16 protein-coding genes are annotated in these 19,006 nt (G+C 67.8%); 13 read left to right on the top strand and 3 right to left on the bottom strand.

Annotation, left to right across the window (positions count from 1 at the left end; genetic code table 11):
- Positions 1 to 162 precede the first annotated feature (162 nt).
- The 11 genes from FB562_RS08870 (at position 163) to FB562_RS08820 (ending at position 11,689) form a co-directional block, all read left to right on the top strand.
- Entirely contained in the window at positions 163 to 1,281 is a 1,119-nt protein-coding gene (locus tag FB562_RS08870) for a mannose-1-phosphate guanylyltransferase (RefSeq protein ID WP_141880776.1), read from the top strand.
- Between the two features lie 84 nt (positions 1,282 to 1,365).
- The gene (locus FB562_RS08865) at positions 1,366 to 2,430 is read left to right on the top strand and encodes a BMP family lipoprotein (RefSeq protein ID WP_141880775.1); all 1,065 of its coding nucleotides are present in this window, start codon (positions 1,366 to 1,368) and stop codon (positions 2,428 to 2,430) included.
- A gap of 169 nt (positions 2,431 to 2,599) precedes the next feature.
- Positions 2,600 to 3,703, top strand: coding sequence for a BMP family lipoprotein (locus tag FB562_RS08860; protein WP_221625371.1), 1,104 nt, complete (start codon positions 2,600 to 2,602; stop codon positions 3,701 to 3,703).
- A gap of 163 nt (positions 3,704 to 3,866) precedes the next feature.
- Positions 3,867 to 5,387: an ABC transporter ATP-binding protein gene (locus FB562_RS08855; protein WP_141880773.1), complete on the top strand. Its 1,521-nt coding sequence runs from the start codon at positions 3,867 to 3,869 to the stop codon at positions 5,385 to 5,387.
- Positions 5,384 to 6,652: an ABC transporter permease gene (locus FB562_RS08850; protein ID WP_141880772.1), complete on the top strand. Its 1,269-nt coding sequence runs from the start codon at positions 5,384 to 5,386 to the stop codon at positions 6,650 to 6,652. The genes FB562_RS08855 and FB562_RS08850 overlap by 4 nt, the downstream gene beginning before the upstream one ends.
- 2 nt (positions 6,653 to 6,654) lie before the next feature.
- Positions 6,655 to 7,935 carry an ABC transporter permease gene (locus tag FB562_RS08845; RefSeq protein WP_246081449.1) on the top strand — a complete coding sequence of 427 codons (1,281 nt, stop codon included), beginning with the start codon at positions 6,655 to 6,657 and terminating at the stop codon, positions 7,933 to 7,935.
- A complete protein-coding gene (locus FB562_RS08840; protein ID WP_141880770.1) occupies positions 7,932 to 8,357 on the top strand; it encodes a cytidine deaminase in 426 nt (141 codons plus the stop codon). The genes FB562_RS08845 and FB562_RS08840 overlap by 4 nt, the downstream gene beginning before the upstream one ends.
- A 23-nt stretch (positions 8,358 to 8,380) precedes the next feature.
- Complete coding sequence (locus tag FB562_RS08835) at positions 8,381 to 9,673, top strand: thymidine phosphorylase (RefSeq protein WP_141880769.1); 1,293 nt, start codon at positions 8,381 to 8,383, stop codon at positions 9,671 to 9,673.
- Positions 9,674 to 9,832: 159 nt separating this feature from the next.
- Positions 9,833 to 10,954 (top strand): adenosine deaminase, encoded by a 1,122-nt coding sequence (locus FB562_RS08830; RefSeq protein ID WP_141880768.1) that lies wholly within the window; start codon positions 9,833 to 9,835, stop codon positions 10,952 to 10,954.
- A gap of 2 nt (positions 10,955 to 10,956) precedes the next feature.
- A complete protein-coding gene (locus FB562_RS08825) occupies positions 10,957 to 11,403 on the top strand; it encodes a PTS sugar transporter subunit IIA (protein ID WP_141880767.1) in 447 nt (148 codons plus the stop codon).
- A gap of 13 nt (positions 11,404 to 11,416) precedes the next feature.
- The gene (locus FB562_RS08820) at positions 11,417 to 11,689 is read left to right on the top strand and encodes a PTS sugar transporter subunit IIB (protein ID WP_141880766.1); all 273 of its coding nucleotides are present in this window, start codon (positions 11,417 to 11,419) and stop codon (positions 11,687 to 11,689) included.
- 205 nt (positions 11,690 to 11,894) lie between these two features.
- Here the strand turns inward: FB562_RS08820 and FB562_RS08815 are convergent, their stop codons facing one another.
- Both FB562_RS08815 and FB562_RS08810 read right to left on the bottom strand, forming a co-directional pair.
- Entirely contained in the window at positions 11,895 to 13,556 is a 1,662-nt protein-coding gene (locus FB562_RS08815; RefSeq protein ID WP_141880765.1) for a phospho-sugar mutase, read from the bottom strand.
- The gene (locus FB562_RS08810; protein WP_141880764.1) at positions 13,553 to 14,380 is read right to left on the bottom strand and encodes a purine-nucleoside phosphorylase; all 828 of its coding nucleotides are present in this window, start codon (positions 14,378 to 14,380) and stop codon (positions 13,553 to 13,555) included. The genes FB562_RS08815 and FB562_RS08810 overlap by 4 nt, the downstream gene beginning before the upstream one ends.
- Before the next feature lie 316 nt (positions 14,381 to 14,696).
- On the opposite strand from FB562_RS08810, the gene FB562_RS08805 reads away from it, so the two are divergent.
- Positions 14,697 to 16,133: an NAD(P)H-quinone dehydrogenase gene (locus FB562_RS08805; RefSeq protein ID WP_141880763.1), complete on the top strand. Its 1,437-nt coding sequence runs from the start codon at positions 14,697 to 14,699 to the stop codon at positions 16,131 to 16,133.
- Between the two features lie 59 nt (positions 16,134 to 16,192).
- Positions 16,193 to 17,140: an L-lactate dehydrogenase gene (locus FB562_RS08800; RefSeq protein WP_141880762.1), complete on the top strand. Its 948-nt coding sequence runs from the start codon at positions 16,193 to 16,195 to the stop codon at positions 17,138 to 17,140.
- A 42-nt stretch (positions 17,141 to 17,182) separates the two neighbouring features.
- On the opposite strand, the gene FB562_RS08795 is transcribed toward FB562_RS08800, so the two are convergent.
- Entirely contained in the window at positions 17,183 to 18,937 is a 1,755-nt protein-coding gene (locus FB562_RS08795) for an acetyl/propionyl/methylcrotonyl-CoA carboxylase subunit alpha (RefSeq protein WP_141880761.1), read from the bottom strand.
- Between the last annotated feature and the right edge of the window lie 69 nt (positions 18,938 to 19,006).

Here is a 19,006-nt window from a genome sequence, read left to right as displayed (position 1 = left end):
GTGCCCCGCTACAGGACACGGAATTGTGGTGCGCTCAAACAGCATCCATCCTATTCCTGTCGCGCAGCGGCTGCGGCTAAGGCTCGCCTAACCCTCTCGACGTCGAGACAGATGGCGAACCGCGGAGGAATACGCGCAGGCGCCGCGGATAGGGTTGTGCGCATGAGCGAAACCCCCGCACTCGAACGGTTCTACAGCGTCATCCCGGCCGGCGGCATCGGCTCGCGGCTATGGCCGTTGTCGCGGGCGAACGCCCCGAAGTTCCTGCACGATCTGACGGGCTCGGGCAAGACCCTGCTGCGCGGAACCTGGGATCGCCTCGGCCCCATCTCCGGCGAGCAGCGCATCATGGTCGTCACCGGCCGGGCGCACCGTGCAGCGGTCGAGGAGCAGCTGCCGGAACTCGCCGACCACAACGTCGTGCTGGAGAGCGAGCCGAAGGACTCCACTGCCGCGATCGGGCTGGCCGCGGCCATCCTGGAGCATCGTGAGCCCGGCGTGATCATCGGCTCCTTCGCCGCAGATCACGTCATCTCCGACACGCGCGGCTTCCGGCGAGCGGTCGTCGCGGCGGTCGAGGCTGCGGATGCCGGATACATCGCGACCATCGGTATTACGCCGACCGAGCCCGCGATCGGTTTCGGCTACATCCACTGCGGTGCCTCCCTGGGCCTCGAGGCCGCCCCGAGCGCCGTCGCCGTCGACAGCTTCGTCGAGAAGCCGAGCCTGGCGGTCGCGAAGCGTTATCTCGCCGACGGCAACTACCTCTGGAACGGCGGCATGTTCATCTCGCGCGCCGACGTGCTGCTCGAGGAGCTGGGCCGCAACGAGCCGGAGCTGCTCGAGGGGTTGCTCGAGCTGGCTGAGGCGTGGGACACGGAGCGGCGCGGGGCGACCGTCGACCGCGTCTGGCCTCGCCTCAAGAAGATCGCGATCGACTACACGGTCGCCGAGCCCGCAGCGCAGGCGGGGCGGCTCGCGGTCATCCCCGGCGACTTCGACTGGGATGACGTGGGCGACTTCGCGGCGATCGGCAAGCTGCATTCGGGCGGTCGCAAGAAGAATCTGGCGATCCTCGGCGACGACCCGCGCGTGCTCTCCGACGCGTCCACCGGTGTCGTCGTGAGCCATTCCGGGCGGCTGATCACGCTGATCGGCGTCGAAGACATCGTCGTCGTCGACACTCCGGATGCGCTGCTGATCACGACGACGCAGAACGCGCAGCGGGTCAAGTCGGTCGTCGACGCTCTCAAGCTCTCGGGGCGCGGCGACGTCCTGTAGGCGGCCCGCAGCATCCGAGGCTCGTTCCCCAATCGTTGTGACACGAACTGGAACGACGCAGCACGTCGCGCTACTCTCGCGACCATGAGTCATCGCGCCTTCTTCAGGGCCACGGTCGTCGTGGCATCCGCCGTTCTTCTGCTCGCCGGATGCGCGCCAGCGCCCGACCGCGGTGCCGACAGCGACGCCCCCGAGTACTGCGCGCGGATGGTCACCAACTCGGGCGGGCTCGAGGATCGCTCCTTCAACCAGTCCAGCTGGGAGGGACTCAAGGCGGCGAAGGCCGAATACGGCATCGGCGTCGACGCGATCGTGTCAACCAACGAGACGGACCTCGCCCCCAATGTGGAGCAGGCCGTCGGCACCGGATGCCAGCTGATCCTCACGGTCGGCTGGGAGCTGGCGAACGCGACCTCGGAGGAGGCGGCCGCGAACCCCGAGCTGCACTTCGCGATCGTCGACGAGGTCGTCGAGGGCGACAACATCAAGCCGATCGTCTTCGACACGGCGCAGGCGGCGTTCCTGGCCGGCTACCTGGCGGCCGGGGTCAGCCAGACCGGCGTCGTGGGCACCTTCGGCGGCGACCCGCAGCCGCCCGTCACCCTGTTCATGGACGGATTCGTCGACGGCGTCGCCCACTACAACGAGGTGCACGGCGCCGCGGTGCGCGTGCTCGGCTGGAACAAGGAGAAGCAGGACGGCCTGTTCACGGGCGACTACGAGAACGTGACGCTCGGCAAGAACACGGCCGAGGGACTCCTCGACCAGAACGCCGACGTCATCCTGCCCGTCGCGGGCCAGGTCGGCGAGGGGGCCGCGGCCGCGATCCTCGAGCGCGGCACCGGCTCGCTCATCTGGGTCGACAACGACGGCTACGAGACGCTGCCCGCCGATTTCAGGAGCGTGGTGCTCACGAGCATCCTGAAGAACACGCAGGATGCGGTGGTCGAGATCATCGGCGCCGACCTCGACGGCCACTTCGACAACAAGCCCTTCATCGGCACGCTCGAGAACGGCGGCGTCGAGATCGCGCCGTTCCATGACCGCGCAGGAATGGTGCCGGATGCGCTGCAGGCGGAGATCGATCAGCTGCGCGCGGACATCATCTCGGGTGCGCTCACGGTCGAGTCGGCGTCGACTCCGCGCTGAGGCACGTTTCGCGAGCACTGCGAGGAGGTGGCCGGGGGATGGACGCTCGTCGCGGATTGGTAACTCTTGGGTGACGGATGCCCGTGGTGGCGGGCCTGAGGCCGCAACTTTGGGTAACGTTGTGCGCACTGACCCCGGCTGCTCGGCCGGGCCCGTTTTGGAGGACATCTTGAGAACCATCTCCCGCAAGGCCACCCTCGGCGGCCTCGCTCTCATCGGCACGAGCGTGCTCGTGCTCAGCGGCTGTGCAGCTGCTCCCGAAACCGACGGCGGCAACGGTGGCGCAGAAGCCATCGACTTCCTGCCCTGCATCGTTTCGGATGCCGGCGGATTCGACGACAAGTCGTTCAACCAGCTCAGCTACGAAGGCCTCGTCAAGGCCGCCGACGAGCTCGGTGTCGAGTTCAAGAAGGTCGAATCCGACGTCGAGACCGACTACGAGCCCAACGTCACGAGCCTCGTCGACCAGGGCTGCGACCTCATCGTCGCGGTGGGCTTCGCCCTCGCCGACGCCACGGTCGCCTCGGCCAAGGCGAACGCTGATGTCGAGTACCTGATCATCGATGACGCGGCCGACACCGACTTCGACGGCACGACCGACGCCGAGAACATCAAGCCGCTGCTGTACGACACGGCTCAGGCTGCGTTCCTGGCGGGTTACGCCGCAGCCGACACCACGAAGACCGGCATCGTCGGCACCTTCGGCGGAATGAACTTCCCGACCGTGAGCATCTTCATGGACGGCTTCGCCCAGGGTGTTGACTACTACAACGAGGCCAAGGGCGCCTCCGTGCAGGTTCTCGGTTGGGACCGTGCCAAGCAGGACGGTTCGTTCACCGGTGGATTCTCGGCCGGCACCGAGGCGCAGAACATCGCGCAGGGCCTCATCGATCAGAACGTCGACGTGCTGCTGCCCGTCGGTGGCCCGATCTACCAGAGCGCCGCAGCCGCCATCCGCGACTCCGGTCGTGAGATCGCGCTCATCGGAACGGATGCCGACGTGTTCGACACCGACCCGACGGTCGCCGACCTGCTGCTGACCTCCATCCGCAAGGGCATGGACATCAGCACCTACGAGGCCGTTCTGTCCGCAGGCAAGGGCACGTTCGACACCGCCGCCTACGTCGGCACGCTCGACAACGAGGGAGTCAGCATCGCCGACTTCCACGACTGGAGCAGCAAGGTCAAGCCCGAGCTCGCAGGCGAGCTCGACACGCTGAAGGCCGACATCATCAGCGGCAAGGTCAAGGTCGAGTCCTACCTGGCCGGCTGACCCTCGCAACACTGAAACCGGGGAGGTCAGCTCAGGCTGGCCTCCCCGCTTCATGCCCCGGTATCGCCGGGGCGCTCCACCCCCTAGGCTTATGCAATTCGCCCGACATCGTCGTCGGATGAGTTTGACCCACCCGACCACGGCATCCGTAGAATCAGGAACCATGAAGCTCGAACTTCGCGGCATCACGAAGAAATTCGGGGCGCTCGTAGCCAATGACCATATTGACCTCACCGTCGAGGCCGGCGAGATCCACGCCCTGCTCGGCGAGAACGGGGCAGGCAAGTCCACCCTGATGAACGTGCTCTACGGCCTCTATCAGGCCGACGAGGGCGAGATCCTGCTCGACGATGTCGTGCAGAGCTTCTCCGGCCCAGGCGATGCGATGGCCGCCGGAATCGGCATGGTGCACCAGCACTTCATGCTCATCCCGGTGTTCACGGTCGCAGAGAACGTGATGCTCGGGCACGAGCAGACGAAGTTCGGAGGCCGCCTCGACCTCGACGGCGCCCGCGCGAAGGTGCGCGAGATCTCCGACCGTTTCGGCTTCGACATCAACCCGGATGCGCTCGTCGAGGATCTCCCCGTCGGTGTGCAGCAGCGGGTCGAGATCATCAAGGCGCTCTCCCGTGACGCGCGCGTGCTCGTCTTCGACGAGCCGACGGCGGTGCTCACCCCGCAGGAGACCGACGAGCTGATGGAGATCATGCGTCAGCTCAAGCAGACCGGCACCTCCATCGTCTTCATCACCCACAAGCTGCGCGAGGTGCGCGAAGTCGCCGACCGCATCACCGTCATCCGGCTCGGCAAGGTCGTCGGCGAGGCATCCCCGACCGCCAGCAACGCGGAGCTGGCGTCGCTCATGGTCGGGCGCGCCGTCGACCTCACCGTCGACAAGGGCGAGTCGAAGCCGGGTGCTCCGGCGCTCATCGTCGAGGGGCTCTCCGTCGTCGACCCGCTCGGCCACGTCGTCGTCAAGAACATCAGCTTCGACGTCCGCGCCGGCGAGGTCCTCGCCATCGCGGGCGTGCAGGGCAACGGGCAGACCGAGCTCACCGAGGCGCTCATGGGCATGCAGTCGCGTGTCACGGGCAGTATCAGGCTCGACGGCGAGGAGATCAGCCGCAAGAGCATCCGCAAGATCCTCGACGCGGGCGTCGGCTTCGTTCCTGAAGATCGCAATGAAGACGGCCTCGTCGCCGAGTTCACGGTCGCCGAGAACCTCATGCTCGACCGCAGCACGGGCGAGCCCTTCGTCAAGTGGGGCAACCTGCAGAGGGGTTTTCGCGACGATTTCGCGCGCGAGAAGGTCACGGAGTTCGACATCCGCACGCAGGGCATCGACACCCACGCGGGGCGGCTCTCCGGCGGAAACCAGCAGAAGGTCGTGCTCGCCCGCGAGCTCAGCCGTGAACTGCGGATGCTCGTTGCGGCACAGCCCACGCGTGGGCTTGACGTGGGTTCCATCGAGGTGGTGCACACCCGCATCATCGAGACGCGCGACTCGGGCATCCCCGTCATCGTCGTCTCGACGGAGCTCGACGAGGTCACCGCCCTCGCCGACCGCATCCTCGTCATGTACCGCGGAGGCATCATCGGAATCGTGCCGGGGGACACGCCACGCGACGTTCTCGGGCTCATGATGGCCGGCGAAGCGCCGAGCACGGAAGGAACCGCCGCATGAGCGAGCAGAAGCAGGAATCGGTGGAGTCCCCGAAGACGGCCCCGGATGCCCCGGAGCAGACACGCTGGTCGCGTGCGGCCCGTGAGATCGTCGGCGGCTCCGCCATGATCTCGATCCTCTCCGTCGTCATCGCCCTCATCGTGGGGGCCGTGCTGATCGCCTTCACCGATGAGAAGGTGCAGGCGGCGAGTGGCTATTTCTTCTCGCGGCCGGGCGACATGCTCGGAGCGATCTGGCAGGCCGTCTCGGGTGCGTACTCGGCGCTCTTCCAGGGCTCGGTCTACAACTTCAGGCGTGACAGCTTCGCCGCAGGCATCCGGCCCCTCACCGAGACGCTCACCTTCGCGACGCCGCTCATCGCGGCGGGCCTCGGTGTGGGGCTCGCCTTCCGTGTCGGGATGTTCAACATCGGTGGCCGAGGGCAGATGCTCGTCGCCGCAGCGGCAGCCGGATGGGTCGGCTTCGGCTTCGACCTTCCCCCGGTCATCCACGTGATCGTCGCCGTGCTCGCCGGCCTTGCCGCAGGCGCCGCCTGGGGTGGCATCGTCGGGCTGCTCAAGGCGCGCACGGGAGCGCACGAGGTCATCGTGACCATCATGCTCAACTACGTCGCCCTGTACCTGATCGCGTTCCTGCTGCGCACCCCCGGTGCGCTGCAGGCTCCCGGCTCGAACAACCCGAAGACGCCGCCGATGAAGGACAGCGCGGTGTTCGTGGACATCCTCGGCCCCGGCTACAACCTGCACTTCGGGTTCATCGTCGTGATCGCCGCGACCGTGTTCGTGTGGTGGCTTCTCAATCGCTCGGCCATGGGCTTCCAGTTCCGTGCCGTCGGTGAGAACCCCAACGCCGCCCGCGTCGCCGGCATCAGCGTCAACCGCGTCTACATCTACGCGATGCTGTTCTCGGGAGCCCTCGCGGGCCTCGCCGGCGTCAACCAGGTGCTCGGAACGGTCACGACCGGCTTCAGCCAGGGCATCGACGCCGGCATCGGCTTCGACGCCATCACCGTCGCCCTCCTGGGGCGCTCGAAGCCGTGGGGCATCTTCGCCGCAGGCATCCTGTTCGGCGCTTTCAAGGCCGGCGGCTTCTCCATGCAGGCCGCTGAGGGCGTGCCGATCGACATCGTCGTCGTCGTCCAGTCGCTCATCGTGCTGTTCATCGCCGCGCCGCCGCTCGTGCGGGCCATCTTCCGGCTCCCCGAGCCGGGATCCACGCCCCGCAGGCTGCGCCCCATCATCACCAAGGAGGTGGCGGCGAAGTGAGCATCGACACGACTCCCCGCACCGTTTCCGGCCCCGTCGGCGACACGACCGTCATCACCAGCTGGAAGGCGCCGATCGCATTCGCGATCTTCACGGTGCTCGCGCTGATCCTCTTCGTCGTGGCCCGCCGCGAGGCAGACACGAGCACCTTCCGGCTCTCGACCCCGCGGGACTTCATCCAGATTCCCGAGATCGCGCTGCCCACCTTCGCCACCGGCATCGTCACGGTCGTTCTTCTCGCGGCGATCACGGCGTACTCGATCTGGCTCACCAGACAGAAGCGCAAGGTTCCGCTCTGGACGATCGTCGTGTTCGCGGCGCTGTTCATGCTCGGCTTCCTCTCCTGGGCGGGGGCCGGCGCCTCGCTGCCGATCTACGGTCTGCTCATCGGAACCGTCAGCCTCAGCGTGCCGCTCATCTTCGGTGCACTCGGCGGCGTTCTCTCGGAGCGGGTCGGCGTCGTCAACATCGCCATCGAAGGCCAGCTGCTCGCGGGCGCGTTCTGTTCCGCCATCGTCGCATCCGCCACCGGCAACCCGTTCCTGGGCCTCATCGCGGCATCCGTCGCAGGTGTTCTCGTCTCCTTCGTGCTGGCGGCGTTCTCCATCAAGTACTTCGTCGACCAGGTCATCGTCGGCGTGGTGCTGAACGTGCTGGTCATCGGACTCACGAGCTTCCTGTTCTCGCAGGTGCTCGCGCCGAACGCGAGCACGTTGAACAGCCCGCCCCGCTTCACCGACTTCCCCATCCCTCTGCTCAGCGAGATCCCCATCATCGGCCCGGCTCTGTTCCGCCAGTCGATCATCGTCTACGTCATGTACATCGCCGTCTTCGTGGTCTGGTACGGCATGTTCCACACCAAGTGGGGGCTGCGCCTGCGTTCTGTGGGTGAGCATCCGCAGGCCGCAGACACCGTCGGAATCAACGTCGCCAAGCAGCGCTTCTGGAACGTCTCGCTCGCCGGTGCCATCGCCGGCTTCGGAGGAGCCTTCTTCACGCTCGGCTCCGTCGGCGCGTTCAACAAGGAGATGACGGCAGGCATGGGCTTCATCGCCCTCGCGGCGGTCATCTTCGGGCGCTGGCATCCGCTCAAGGCCGCCCTCGCTGCGCTGCTCTTCGGCTTCGCCACGAACCTGCAGAATGTGCTCGGCATCATCGGCTCGCCCGTGCCCAGCGAGTTCATGCTCATGCTCCCGTACGTCATCACGATCTTCGCCGTCGCGGGGCTGGTCGGAACATCGAGAGCGCCCGCAGCCGACGGCAAACCGTACATCAAGTCATGAGCACGCCCGATGTGACCTCGGCCGACTGGGAGGCCCTGCGCACCGCAGCCACGGAGGCGATGCACAAGGCCTACGTGCCGTACTCGAAGTTCCCGGTCGGGGCCGCCGCTATCGCCGACGACGGCCGCATCATCAGCGGATGCAACGTCGAGAACGCGTCATACGGGGTGACCCTCTGCGCTGAGTGCTCGCTCACCTCCGCCCTCATCATGAGCGGCGGCGGGCGCCTCGTCGCCTTCACCTGCGTCGACGGTCACGGCAACACGCTCATGCCATGCGGTCGCTGCCGACAGCTGCTCTACGAACACTCCGCACCCGGCATGCTGCTCGAGACGGTGTCCGGCGTGAAGACCATCGACGAGGTCCTGCCCGACGCGTTCGGCCCCCGGCAGCTCGACGACTACGCCGCATCCGGCACCTGAACCACCCCACAAGGAGCAACACCATGGCCATCGAGCCGTTCGACGTCGTAGACCTCATCCACGCCAAGCGCGACAAGGGTGCGCTCAGCACAGCGCAGATCGACTGGATGATCGACGCCTACACGCGCGGGTACATCGGCGACGAGCAGATGGCCGCCATGACGATGGCGATCTTCCTCAACGGAATGCAGCGCGAGGAGATCCGCGACCTCACCCTGGCGATGATCGCCAGCGGCGAGCGGATGAACTTCGACGCGCTCTCGAAGCCGACGACCGACAAGCACTCCACCGGTGGGGTGGGTGACAAGATCACGCTGCCGCTGGCGCCGCTCGTGGCATCCTTCGGCGTTGCCGTGCCGCAGCTCTCCGGCCGCGGCCTCGGCCACACGGGCGGAACCCTCGACAAGCTCGAGTCGATCCCCGGCTGGCGCGCCGACCTGTCCAACGACGAGTTCTTCGCCCAGCTCGAGAGCGTCGGCTCCGTCATCTGCGCGGCCGGCGCCGGGCTCGCCCCCGCCGACAAGAAGCTGTACGCGCTGCGCGACATCACCGGCACGGTCGAGGCGATCCCGCTCATCGCATCCTCGATCATGTCCAAGAAGATCGCGGAGGGCACGGCGTCGCTCGTGCTCGACGTGAAGTTCGGCTCCGGCGCGTTCCTCAAGGATCCGGCCCGTTCGCGTGAGCTCGCCGAGACGATGGTCGCCCTCGGCAAGGACGCGGGCGTCGCCACCGTCGCGCTGCTCACGAACATGAATGTGCCGCTCGGCCTCACCATCGGCAACGCCAACGAGGTGCGCGAATCTGTGGAGGTGCTCGCCGGAGGCGGGCCGGCGGATGTCGTCGAGATCACGGTCGCGCTCGCCCGCGAGATGCTCGCCCTCGCCGGGCAGCCGGAGGCCGACGTCGAGGCCGCGCTGAAGGACGGCCGAGCCATGGACACCTGGAATGCGATGATCCGCGCCCAGGGCGGCGACCCTTCGGCAGCGCTGCCCGTCGCGCGCGAAACACACGTCGTCACGGCGCCCAGCTCGGGCGTGCTCGTCAAGCAGGAGGCGCTGCCCTTCGGCATCGCCGCCTGGCGCCTCGGTGCCGGCCGCGCCCGCAAGCAGGACCCGGTGCAGCACGCCGCAGGCATCGACCTGCACGCCAAGCCGGGCGACACCGTCACGGAGGGGCAGCCGCTGTTCACGCTCTCCGCCGACGAGCCGGCCCGCTTCGAGCGCGCACTCGAGGCGCTCGAGGGCGCCTACGAGATCGCGGCGCCCGGCACCGCGTTCACGGCCGACCCGCTCATCGCAGGCCGCATCGCCTGACCGGCCCCGCTCTCCCTTACTCGCACCTGCGCGCTCCTGCGCACCCATGAGCATCCGATTGGCGTACTCGAGGGCCACGGGCGAGAGCGAGTTGTGCGTATTCGACGCGGTTGGGTGAAAGCCGAGTGAAGGCGGCGCGAGGCACGGTAGATTTGAGTCATGAACACTGCGCCGGAGGATCTGCTGCTGCCGGGCGGCGGAGCGAGCATCACATCACTGCCCAAAGTCTCTCTGCACGACCACCTCGACGGTGGCCTGCGCCCGCAGACGATCATCGAGCTGGCCGACGCCATCGACATCGACCTGCCAGAGACGGATGCGGCGGCGCTGGGCGACTGGTTTGCCGAGAAGTCCGACTCCGGTTCGCTCGTCGAATACCTGAAGACCTTCGACGTGACCACCGCCGTCATGCAGACGAAGGAGGGTCTCGAGCGCGTCGCCCGTGAATTCGTGCACGATCTTGCCGCCGATGGCGTCATCTATGGCGAGATCCGGTGGGCTCCCGAGCAGCATCTCACGCGCGGGCTCAGCCTCGACGAGGTCGTGGAGGCGGTGCAGGAGGGGCTGGATGCTGGTGTGCAGGATGTCTCGTACGCCGGCCACAGCATCCGGGTCGGCCAGCTGGTGACAGCCATGCGGCACGCCGATCGCGGTCTCGAGATCGCGCAGCTGGCGGTGCGGCACCGCAACAACGGTGTCGTCGGTTTCGATTTTGCGGGCGCCGAGGCGGGGTTCCCGCCCAGCCGTGCACGTGATGCGTTCGACTATCTGGCGCAGAACCTGTTCCCGACGACGGTGCATGCGGGCGAGGCGGACGGCCTCGACAGCATCCGCGGGGCGCTTTTCGACGGCCACGCGCTGCGCCTCGGTCACGGCGTGCGCATCGCCGAGGACATCGAGATCGACAGCACCGACAACGAGAGCACCTATGTGACGCTCGGTCTGCTGTCGCAGTGGGTGAAGGACCGTCAGGTGGCGCTCGAGCTGAGCCCGTCGAGCAATCTGCAGACGGGCGCGATCGAGGCCTGGGGCGATGAGCTCATCGACCACCCCTTCGATCTGCTCTACCAGTTGGGCTTCCGCGTCACCGTCAACACCGACAACCGTCTGATGAGCAACACGACCCTGAGCCGTGAGCTGGCGCTGCTGAGCGACACCTTCGGCTACGACCTGGCCGACATTGAGACGTTCCAGCTGAATGCTGCCGCCGCCGCGTTCCTGCCGGTCGAGGATCGCATGGCCCTGGCCGACGCGATCAGCGCCGGCTTCGAGGACGTGTGACGATGGCTCTTCCGCCACTGACAGCCGAAGGTGTCGTGCTCGGCGCGGATGCCGCCGACTGGCGTGAAGCTGTGCGCCTGGCCGGTGCCGCGCTCACCGCGTCCGGGGCCACGAAGCCCGGATATTCCGACGAGATGATCCGCATGATCGAGGAGCACGGCCCGTACGTCGTGATCGCGCCGGGTCTCGCGCTCGCGCATGCGCGCCCGGGCCCTGAGGTCATCGCCGATGGTCTCGCGGTCGTCACCCTGGCCACGCCTGTTGCGTTCGGGCATCCGCACAACGACCCCGTGTCGGTGGTGCTGGGCCTGGCCATCAGCAATTCGGATGCCCACCTGGCATCCATCGCGGCGATCGCGAACATCTTCAACGACTCCGGCGCGATTGCGGCGCTGTCGGGCGCCAGCACGCCCGCGCAGGTGTTCGACATCCTCGGCGTCGGCGAGTGACGGGAGCGCACGCGTGAAGATCGTCACCATCTGCGGGGCCGGCATCGGCAGTTCGGGCATCCTCAAGGTCAACGCCGAGCGGGTGCTGAAGCGTCTCGACATCGAGGCGGATGTCACGGCCGCCGACATCGGATCGCTCGCGGGCGTCATCGACGACGCGCAGGTGATCCTCACGTCGGCCGAATTTGTTGAGGCGATCGGCCGCACCTACGCCGATGTCATCGTGATCGAGAACCACTTCGACACCCGGGAGCTGAGCGAGAAGCTCGAGCGGGCGCTCGGGTAGGCAGCTTCCGCCAGCGTCAGACTCTGCTGGTTGAGGGATTGCGAAGCGATCGTCCTCTGCTGGTTGAGGGATTGCGAAGCGATCGTCTTCTGCTGGTTGAGGGATTGCGAAGCGATCGTCTCGAAACCGGCATCGTGGTTGTTTGGAGCGTGGTCTCGAGGTGGCACCCTGGCGGGCACCACCTCGACCAGCGGGAGTGCCCGCGTCAGGCGATGAGCGTGCGGATGCCCGCATCCAGTTCGTCGACGATCGCCTGGGCTGCGGCGCGGCGCTCGTCTGCGCTGCCGTCGGTCGATGATGCGTCGATGTAGACCTTCAGTTTGGGTTCGGTGCCGCTGGGTCGCACGATCAGCCGCGCGCCGCTCTCCAGGTTGAAGCGCAGGATGTCGCTCGGCGGGAACTGCGCGAAGCCGTCACTGAAGTCGTGCATGCTGGCGACCCGCTGCGTGCCGATGTGGCTGGGCACATCCTGTCGCAGCCGCGCCATGACGCGCGTGATCTCGCCCAGGTCGGTGACGCGCACCGACACCTGGGAGGAGGCGTAGGCGCCGAATCTGTCGTCGAAGTCGCGCTGGTGCTGTTCGAGGCTGGTGCCGGATGCCTTCAGCTCGGAGACGAGGGAGAGGAAGTCGAGCGCGGCCGAGATTCCGTCTTTGTCGCGCACCTTGTCGGGGTCGACCAGGTAGCCGAGGGCTTCTTCGTAGCCGTAGACGAGGCCGCCGACGCGGGACACCCATTTGAAGCCGGTGAGTGTGTCCGCATAGTCGAGGTTGTACTGGCGGGCGATCTCGGAGAGCGCGGGGGAGCTGACGATGGAGGCGGCGAGCGTTCCGTCTTTGCCGGCCCATTGCATCCGCTGTGCTGCCCGCCAGCCGAGCAGTGCGCCGACCTCGTTGCCGCTGAGCCTGCGCCAGCTGCCGTTGTGCGGCACGGCGACGGCGAGTCGGTCGGCGTCGGGGTCGTTGGCGATGACGAGTTCGGCGCCGGCTTCGGCGGCGGTCGCGTAGGAGAGGTCGAGCGCGCCCGGCTCCTCCGGGTTGGGGAAGGCGACGGTGGGGAACGCGGGGTCGGGGTGCGCCTGCGCCTCGACGACGATCGGTTCGGGGAAGCCGGCTTCGGTGAAGACGCGGCGGGCCGTCTCGAGGCCGACACCGTGCATGGCCGTGTAGACGTAGCGCAGCGGCTGCGGTTCTGCGGGGGCGAGGGCGGCGGTGCGGCGCACGTACTCGTCGACGACTGTGTCGTCTGCGGTCTCGTAGTCGGTGGAGCGGGGCAGTTCGAGCACGTTCTGCTCCGCGGCGACGGCGGCGATCTGCTTCTCGATCTCCGCATCCGCCGGCGTGACGATCTGTGAGCCGCCGTCGGGGCCGCCGAGGTACACCTTGTAACCGTTGTCGTCGGGCGGGTTGTGTGACGCGGTGACCATGACACCGGCGCTGACGCCGAGCTCGCGCACGGCGAAGGCGAGCACGGGGGTCGGCAGCAGGCGGGGCAGGATGATGGCGCGCACTCCGGCGCCGGCCATCAGTTCGGCCGTGTCCGTCGCGAAGATCTGCGAGTTCTTGCGGCCGTCGTAGCCGATGACGACGCTGGGCGTCGTCTCGCGGGAGAGCAGGTAGGCGGCGAAGCCTGCGGCCGCCTGCGAGACGAGCACCCTGTTCATGCGGGCGGGGCCGGCTTCGATGCGGCCGCGCAGGCCGGCGGTTCCGAAGACGAGGCGCTCGTCGAAGCGGGAGTGCAGTTCGGCGACTGCTGCCTCGTTGCCGCCCTCGGCATCCGCAATCAGGGTTTCGAGCTCTGCCCGCGTCTCGGCGTCGGGATCCTGGGCGCGCCAGGCCTTCGCCTGCGCGATCAGCTGCTCGCTCACAGCGCACCCACGATCTCGGCGAGCAGCTTGCTGATGACGGGCTCCGCCTCGCGGCCGGCCTCGATGACCTCCTGATGGCTGAGAGGGGTTGTCTGGATGCCCGCCGCCAGGTTGGTGATGAGCGACAGGCCGAGCACCTCCATGCCGGCCTGGCGTGCGGCGATCGCTTCGAGGGCGGTCGACATTCCGACGATGTGGCCGCCGATGGTCTTCGCCATCTGCACCTCGGCGGGTGTCTCGTAGTGGGGCCCGCGGAACTGCACGTAGACGCCCTCGTCGAGGCTCGGGTCGATGCCCTTCGCCACGTCACGTAGGCGACTCGAGTACAGGTCGGTGAGGTCGATGAAGGTTGCGCCCTCGAGCGGCGAGTCGGCCGTGAGGTTGATGTGGTCGCTGATGAGGACGGGCGAGCCGGGCTTCCAGCTTTCGCGGATGCCGCCGGCGCCGTTCGTGAGGATCATGGTCGTTGCGCCTGTGGCCGCCGCCGTGCGCACGCTGTGCACGACCCGGCGCACGCCGTGGCCTTCGTAGTAGTGGGTGCGGGCGCCGATGATGAGCGCGCGCTTGCCGTTCGGCAGCAGCACGGAGCGCAGCGAGCCGACGTGGCCCTCGAGGGCGGGCCTGCTGAACCCGGTGATCTCGGTGGCGGGGATCGTGGCGGTGGTCTCCCCGATCAGGTCGGCCGCTTTCGCCCAACCGCTGCCGAGCGTGAGGGCGATGTCGTGCCGTTCGACGCCGGTCTTCTCGGCGATGTCGGATGCGGCTGCCGCGGCGATCGCGAAGGGGTCGGCCGCGGGGTCGTCGAGGGGGTTGTTCTGTTCCATCAGGCCACTCTATTAGCCGTTGGGCCGCGCGGAAATGCCTCGCGCATCCGGTGCCCCATCGCCCGCCGTGGGGCGCTGCCGAAAACGAAGGAGATCGTGCCGAAAAGTGCCGCGTGGGGCGCCTGTGGGGCGCATCCGGGCACGATCTCCTTCGTTTTCGGCAGGGCGCCCGAGATTTGCGGCAGGGGCACCAGCGGGTTTTGCGGAGACGCCGCGCGAGACGGGCTCCGGATGCGCGTGGCGCGGCCCGAAACACGGCGCACGGCCCGCCGCGCCGTGGTTGGTTGCAGGCCCGCGCCTGCGAGAGAATGGAGCAATGGCCTACAAATTTGAGCGCAAGCAGCGGATCGCCATTCTCGGGGGAGGGCCGGGCGGTTTTGAGGCCGCTCTCGCCGGGGCCCAGCTGGGCGCCGAGGTCACGCTGGTCGAGCGTGTCGGCGTCGGCGGTTCCGCGGTTCTCACCGATGTCGTGCCCAGCAAGACGCTCATCGCCACGGCGGAGGCGGCGAAGGCCATCAGCGACGCCGGCGAGCTGGGCGTGCAGTTCTTTGCCCGTGATGACCGGGATCGCCCGGTGCGCCCCGAGGTGGCCGTGAATCTGCGGGCCGTCAACCAGCGGCTTCTGCGGCTCGCCCGCCAGCAGTCGGAGGACATGCGGTCGCAGCTGACCCGTGCCGGAGTCACCATCGTGCAGGGCGACGGGCGCCTCGACGGGCCGAACAATCTGCTCGTGTCGACGGGCAAGGGCAGGGCCGCGAAGGATTTCGACAACATCGAGGCTGACACGGTCGTCGTCTCGGTGGGGGCGAGCCCGCGCATCCTCGATTCTGCGAAGCCCGATGGTGAGCGCATCCTCACCTGGACGCAGCTGTACAGCCTCGATTCGATCCCCGAGCATCTCATCGTCGTCGGTTCCGGTGTGACGGGTGCCGAGTTCGCTTCCGCCTACACGGCGCTCGGCGCGCAGGTGACGCTCATCTCGAGCCGCGACCAGGTGCTGCCGGGCGAGGATGCGGATGCCGCCCGCGTCATCGAGGATGTCTTCACCCGGGCGGGCATGACCGTCATGAACAAGTGCCGCGCCGACAGTGTGGTGCGCGACGGCGACGGCGTGCTGGTGACCTTGTCGGATGGCCGCACGGTGGAGGGCAGTCACTGTCTCATGGCGGTCGGCTCTGTGCCCAACACGAAGGGCATCGGCCTCGAGGAGGCGGGCGTTCAGCTGACCGAGTCTGGTCACATCCGCGTCAACCGGGTGGCGCGCACGAGCATGCCGAGCATCTACGCGGCCGGCGACTGCAGCGACTTCCTGCCCCTCGCATCCGTCGCCTCGATGCAGGGCCGCACGGCCGTCTACCACGCGATGGGCGACGCGGTGAACCCGACCGAGCTGCGCAATGTCACCTCGAACATCTTCACGCAGCCCGAGATCGCGACCGTCGGATGGACGCAGCGGCAGATCGAGGAGGGCATCGCCCAGGGCGACATCTACAAGATCCCGCTCGTGCAGAACCCGCGCGCCAAGATGATGGGGCTCAAGCACGGCTTCGTGAAGCTCTTCGCCCGCACCGGTTCCGGCACCATCATCGGCGGTGTCGTCGTCGCGCCGCGCGCATCCGATCTGATCCTGCCCATCTCGATCGCCATCGAGCAGCGGCTCACGGTCGACCAGGTGGCGAACGCCTTCGCCGTCTACCCCTCGCTGTCGAGCAGCATCACGGATGCCGCCCGCGCCCTGCACATCGTCAACTGAGCCGGCCCAGAAGCTGATCGGTTCTCGCACATGCCCGGCCGGTTTGCAAGACTGACTGCATGAGCGTGATCGAGAATTCGAAACTGGCTGTCATCGGTGCGGGAAGCGTCGGGGCGAGCCTCGCCTATGCGGCTCTCATCCGCGGTTCTGCGCGCAGGGTGGCGCTGTACGACATCAATGAGGCCAAGGTGGATGCCGAGACGCTCGATCTCGCACATGGCACCCAGTTCACGGGGTCCAGCGAGGTGGAGGGCGGGTCCGATCTGGCCGTCGTCGAGGGCGCTCACGTGGTGGTGGTCACCGCGGGAGCGAACCAGCGGCCGGGGCAGACGCGCATGGATCTTGCGGGCACGAATGCGCGCATCCTGGAGGGACTGATGCCACAGCTGCTGGAGCGGGCGCCGGATGCCGTCTACATGCTGGTCACAAACCCGTGCGACGTTCTCACCGTTGTGGCCCGCCGTGTCTCGGGTCTGCCGGCGGAGCGGGTCTTCGCCTCCGGCACGGTGCTCGACACTTCTCGGCTGCGCACGCTGCTGGCCCGGCGTGCTGGGGTGGCGACATCGAGCGTGCACGCGCACATTGTTGGTGAGCACGGCGACACCGAGTTTCCGTTGTGGTCGTCGGCGACGATCGGTTCCGTGCCGCTGCTCGACTGGGCGCAGGGGCGGCCTGTGGGGCGCGACGAGCTGGACCGGATCGCCACCGAGGTGCGCGAGGCTGCGTACAAGGTCATCGCCGGCAAGGGCGTCACGAACTATGCGATCGGGCTCTCGGGTGCTCGTATCGTGGAGGCCGTACTGCGGGACGAGCGCGCCATCCTGCCGGTGAGTACGGTGCTGGGCGACTACCGCGACATCGGCGACGTCGCCCTGTCGGTGCCGAGCGTCGTTGGCGCGTCGGGTGCCGTGCCGATCGCCGAGACCCCGTTCTCTGTCGATGAGGACGCGCGGCTGCACGCCTCGGCGGATGCGATCCGCGGCTCGCTCGCACAGCTCGGCTACTGAGGCGCGCGGCCGGGTTCAGGCTGCCAGCGCGTCGTCAGCGGACTAGACGATGTTGAGCAGCAGATGACCGGATGACACGGTCGCGCCGACGGCGGCGTTGATGTTCGTGACCACGCCGTCCTTGTGGGCGGTGAGCGGCTGCTCCATCTTCATGGCCTCGAGCACGAGGATCAGGTCGCCCTTGACGACCTTGTCGCCTTCGGCGACGGCGAACTTGATGATGGTCGCCTGCATGGGCGCCTTCACGGAGTCGCCGGTCGCGGTGGAGACGGATGCGCCGGCGCTGCGGCGGGGCGGCGCCGCGAGGGCGCGCGAGGCTCCCCCGGCGGTGGGCGTGACGCGGCCGGGCAGGCTCACCTCGACCCGCTTGCCGTCGACCTCGACGACGACGTTGCGGCGTTCTGCGGGAGCGGCGGCCGGCTCCAGTTCGCCCGTCCACGGTTCCAGCTCGTTGACGAATTCGGTCTCGATCCAGCGGGTGTAGATGCTGAACGGCTCCTCGGTGAAGGCTGGGTCGCGCACGATGGTGCGGTGGAAGGGCAGCACCGTGGGCAGGCCGGCCACCTCGAACTCGTCGAGCGCCCTGCGTGCGCGCTCAAGCGCATCCGTTCGGCTCGATCCGGTGACGATGAGCTTCGCGATCATGGAGTCGAACGCGCCGCTGATGACGTCGCCGGTGGTGACGCCGCTGTCGACGCGGATGCCGGGGCCGCCGGGCACGCGGAACACGTGGATGGGCCCGGGGGAGGGCATGAAGTTCAGGCCCGGGTCCTCACCGTTGATGCGGAACTCGAAGGAGTGGCCGCGCGGCTGCGGGTCGTCGTAGTCGATGGTGCCGCCCTCGGCGATGCGGAACTGCTCGCGCACCAGGTCGATGCCTGTGACCTCCTCAGACACCGGATGCTCGACCTGCAGCCGGGTGTTCACCTCAAGGAACGAGATGGTGCCGTCCGCAGCCACAAGGAACTCGCAGGTGCCGGCGCCGACGTAGCCGACCTCACGCAGGATCGCCTTCGACGACTCATACAGAAGCCGGTTCTGCTCCTCGCTGAGGAACGGCGCGGGCGCCTCCTCGACGAGCTTCTGGTGGCGGCGCTGCAGGGAGCAGTCGCGGGTGCTGATGACGACGACGTTGCCGTGAGCATCCGCCAGGCACTGGGTTTCGACGTGGCGGGGCTTGTCGAGGTATTTCTCGACGAAGCACTCGCCGCGGCCGAATGCGGCGATCGCCTCACGGGTGGCCGACTCGAAGAGCTCGGGCACCTCCTCGCGGGTGCGGGCGACCTTGAGGCCGCGGCCGCCGCCGCCGAATGCTGCCTTGATGGCGACGGGAAGGCCGTGCTGGTCGACGAAGTCGAGCACCTCTTCGGCGCCGCTGACCGGGTTGAGGGTTCCGGGCGCGAGCGGGGCGCCGACCTTCTCGGCGATGTGGCGTGCGGAGACCTTGTCTCCGAGCTTCTCGATCGCTTCGGGCGACGGGCCGATCCAGATGAGGCCGGCGGCGATGACGGCGCGGGCGAAGTCGGCGTTCTCGGCGAGGAAGCCGTAGCCGGGGTGCACGGCGTCGGCGCCGGAGCGGCGCGCGATGGAGAGGATCTTGTCGATGACGAGGTAGGTGTCGGCGCTCGTGGTGCCATCGAGCGCGTAGGCCTCGTCGGCGAGGCGGGTGTGCCGGGCGTCGCGATCCTGGTCGGCGTACACGGCGATGGAGCCGATTCCGGCGTCCTTCGCCGCCCTGATGATGCGGACGGCGATCTCGCCACGGTTGGCGATGAGGACTTTGGAGATGCGGGGCATAGTTCTCTAGCTTATTCGGCCCTTTGGCTCCGTTTTTGGCCAAGCCCCACAAAAATGGCGGATGCCACG

This window comes from Homoserinimonas aerilata (assembly GCF_006716125.1).
In the GTDB taxonomy this organism is placed as follows: domain Bacteria; phylum Actinomycetota; class Actinomycetes; order Actinomycetales; family Microbacteriaceae; genus Homoserinimonas; species Homoserinimonas aerilata.
Note: the sequence above shows the minus strand (reverse complement) of the source record. Positions and strands in the feature narration are given on the sequence as shown.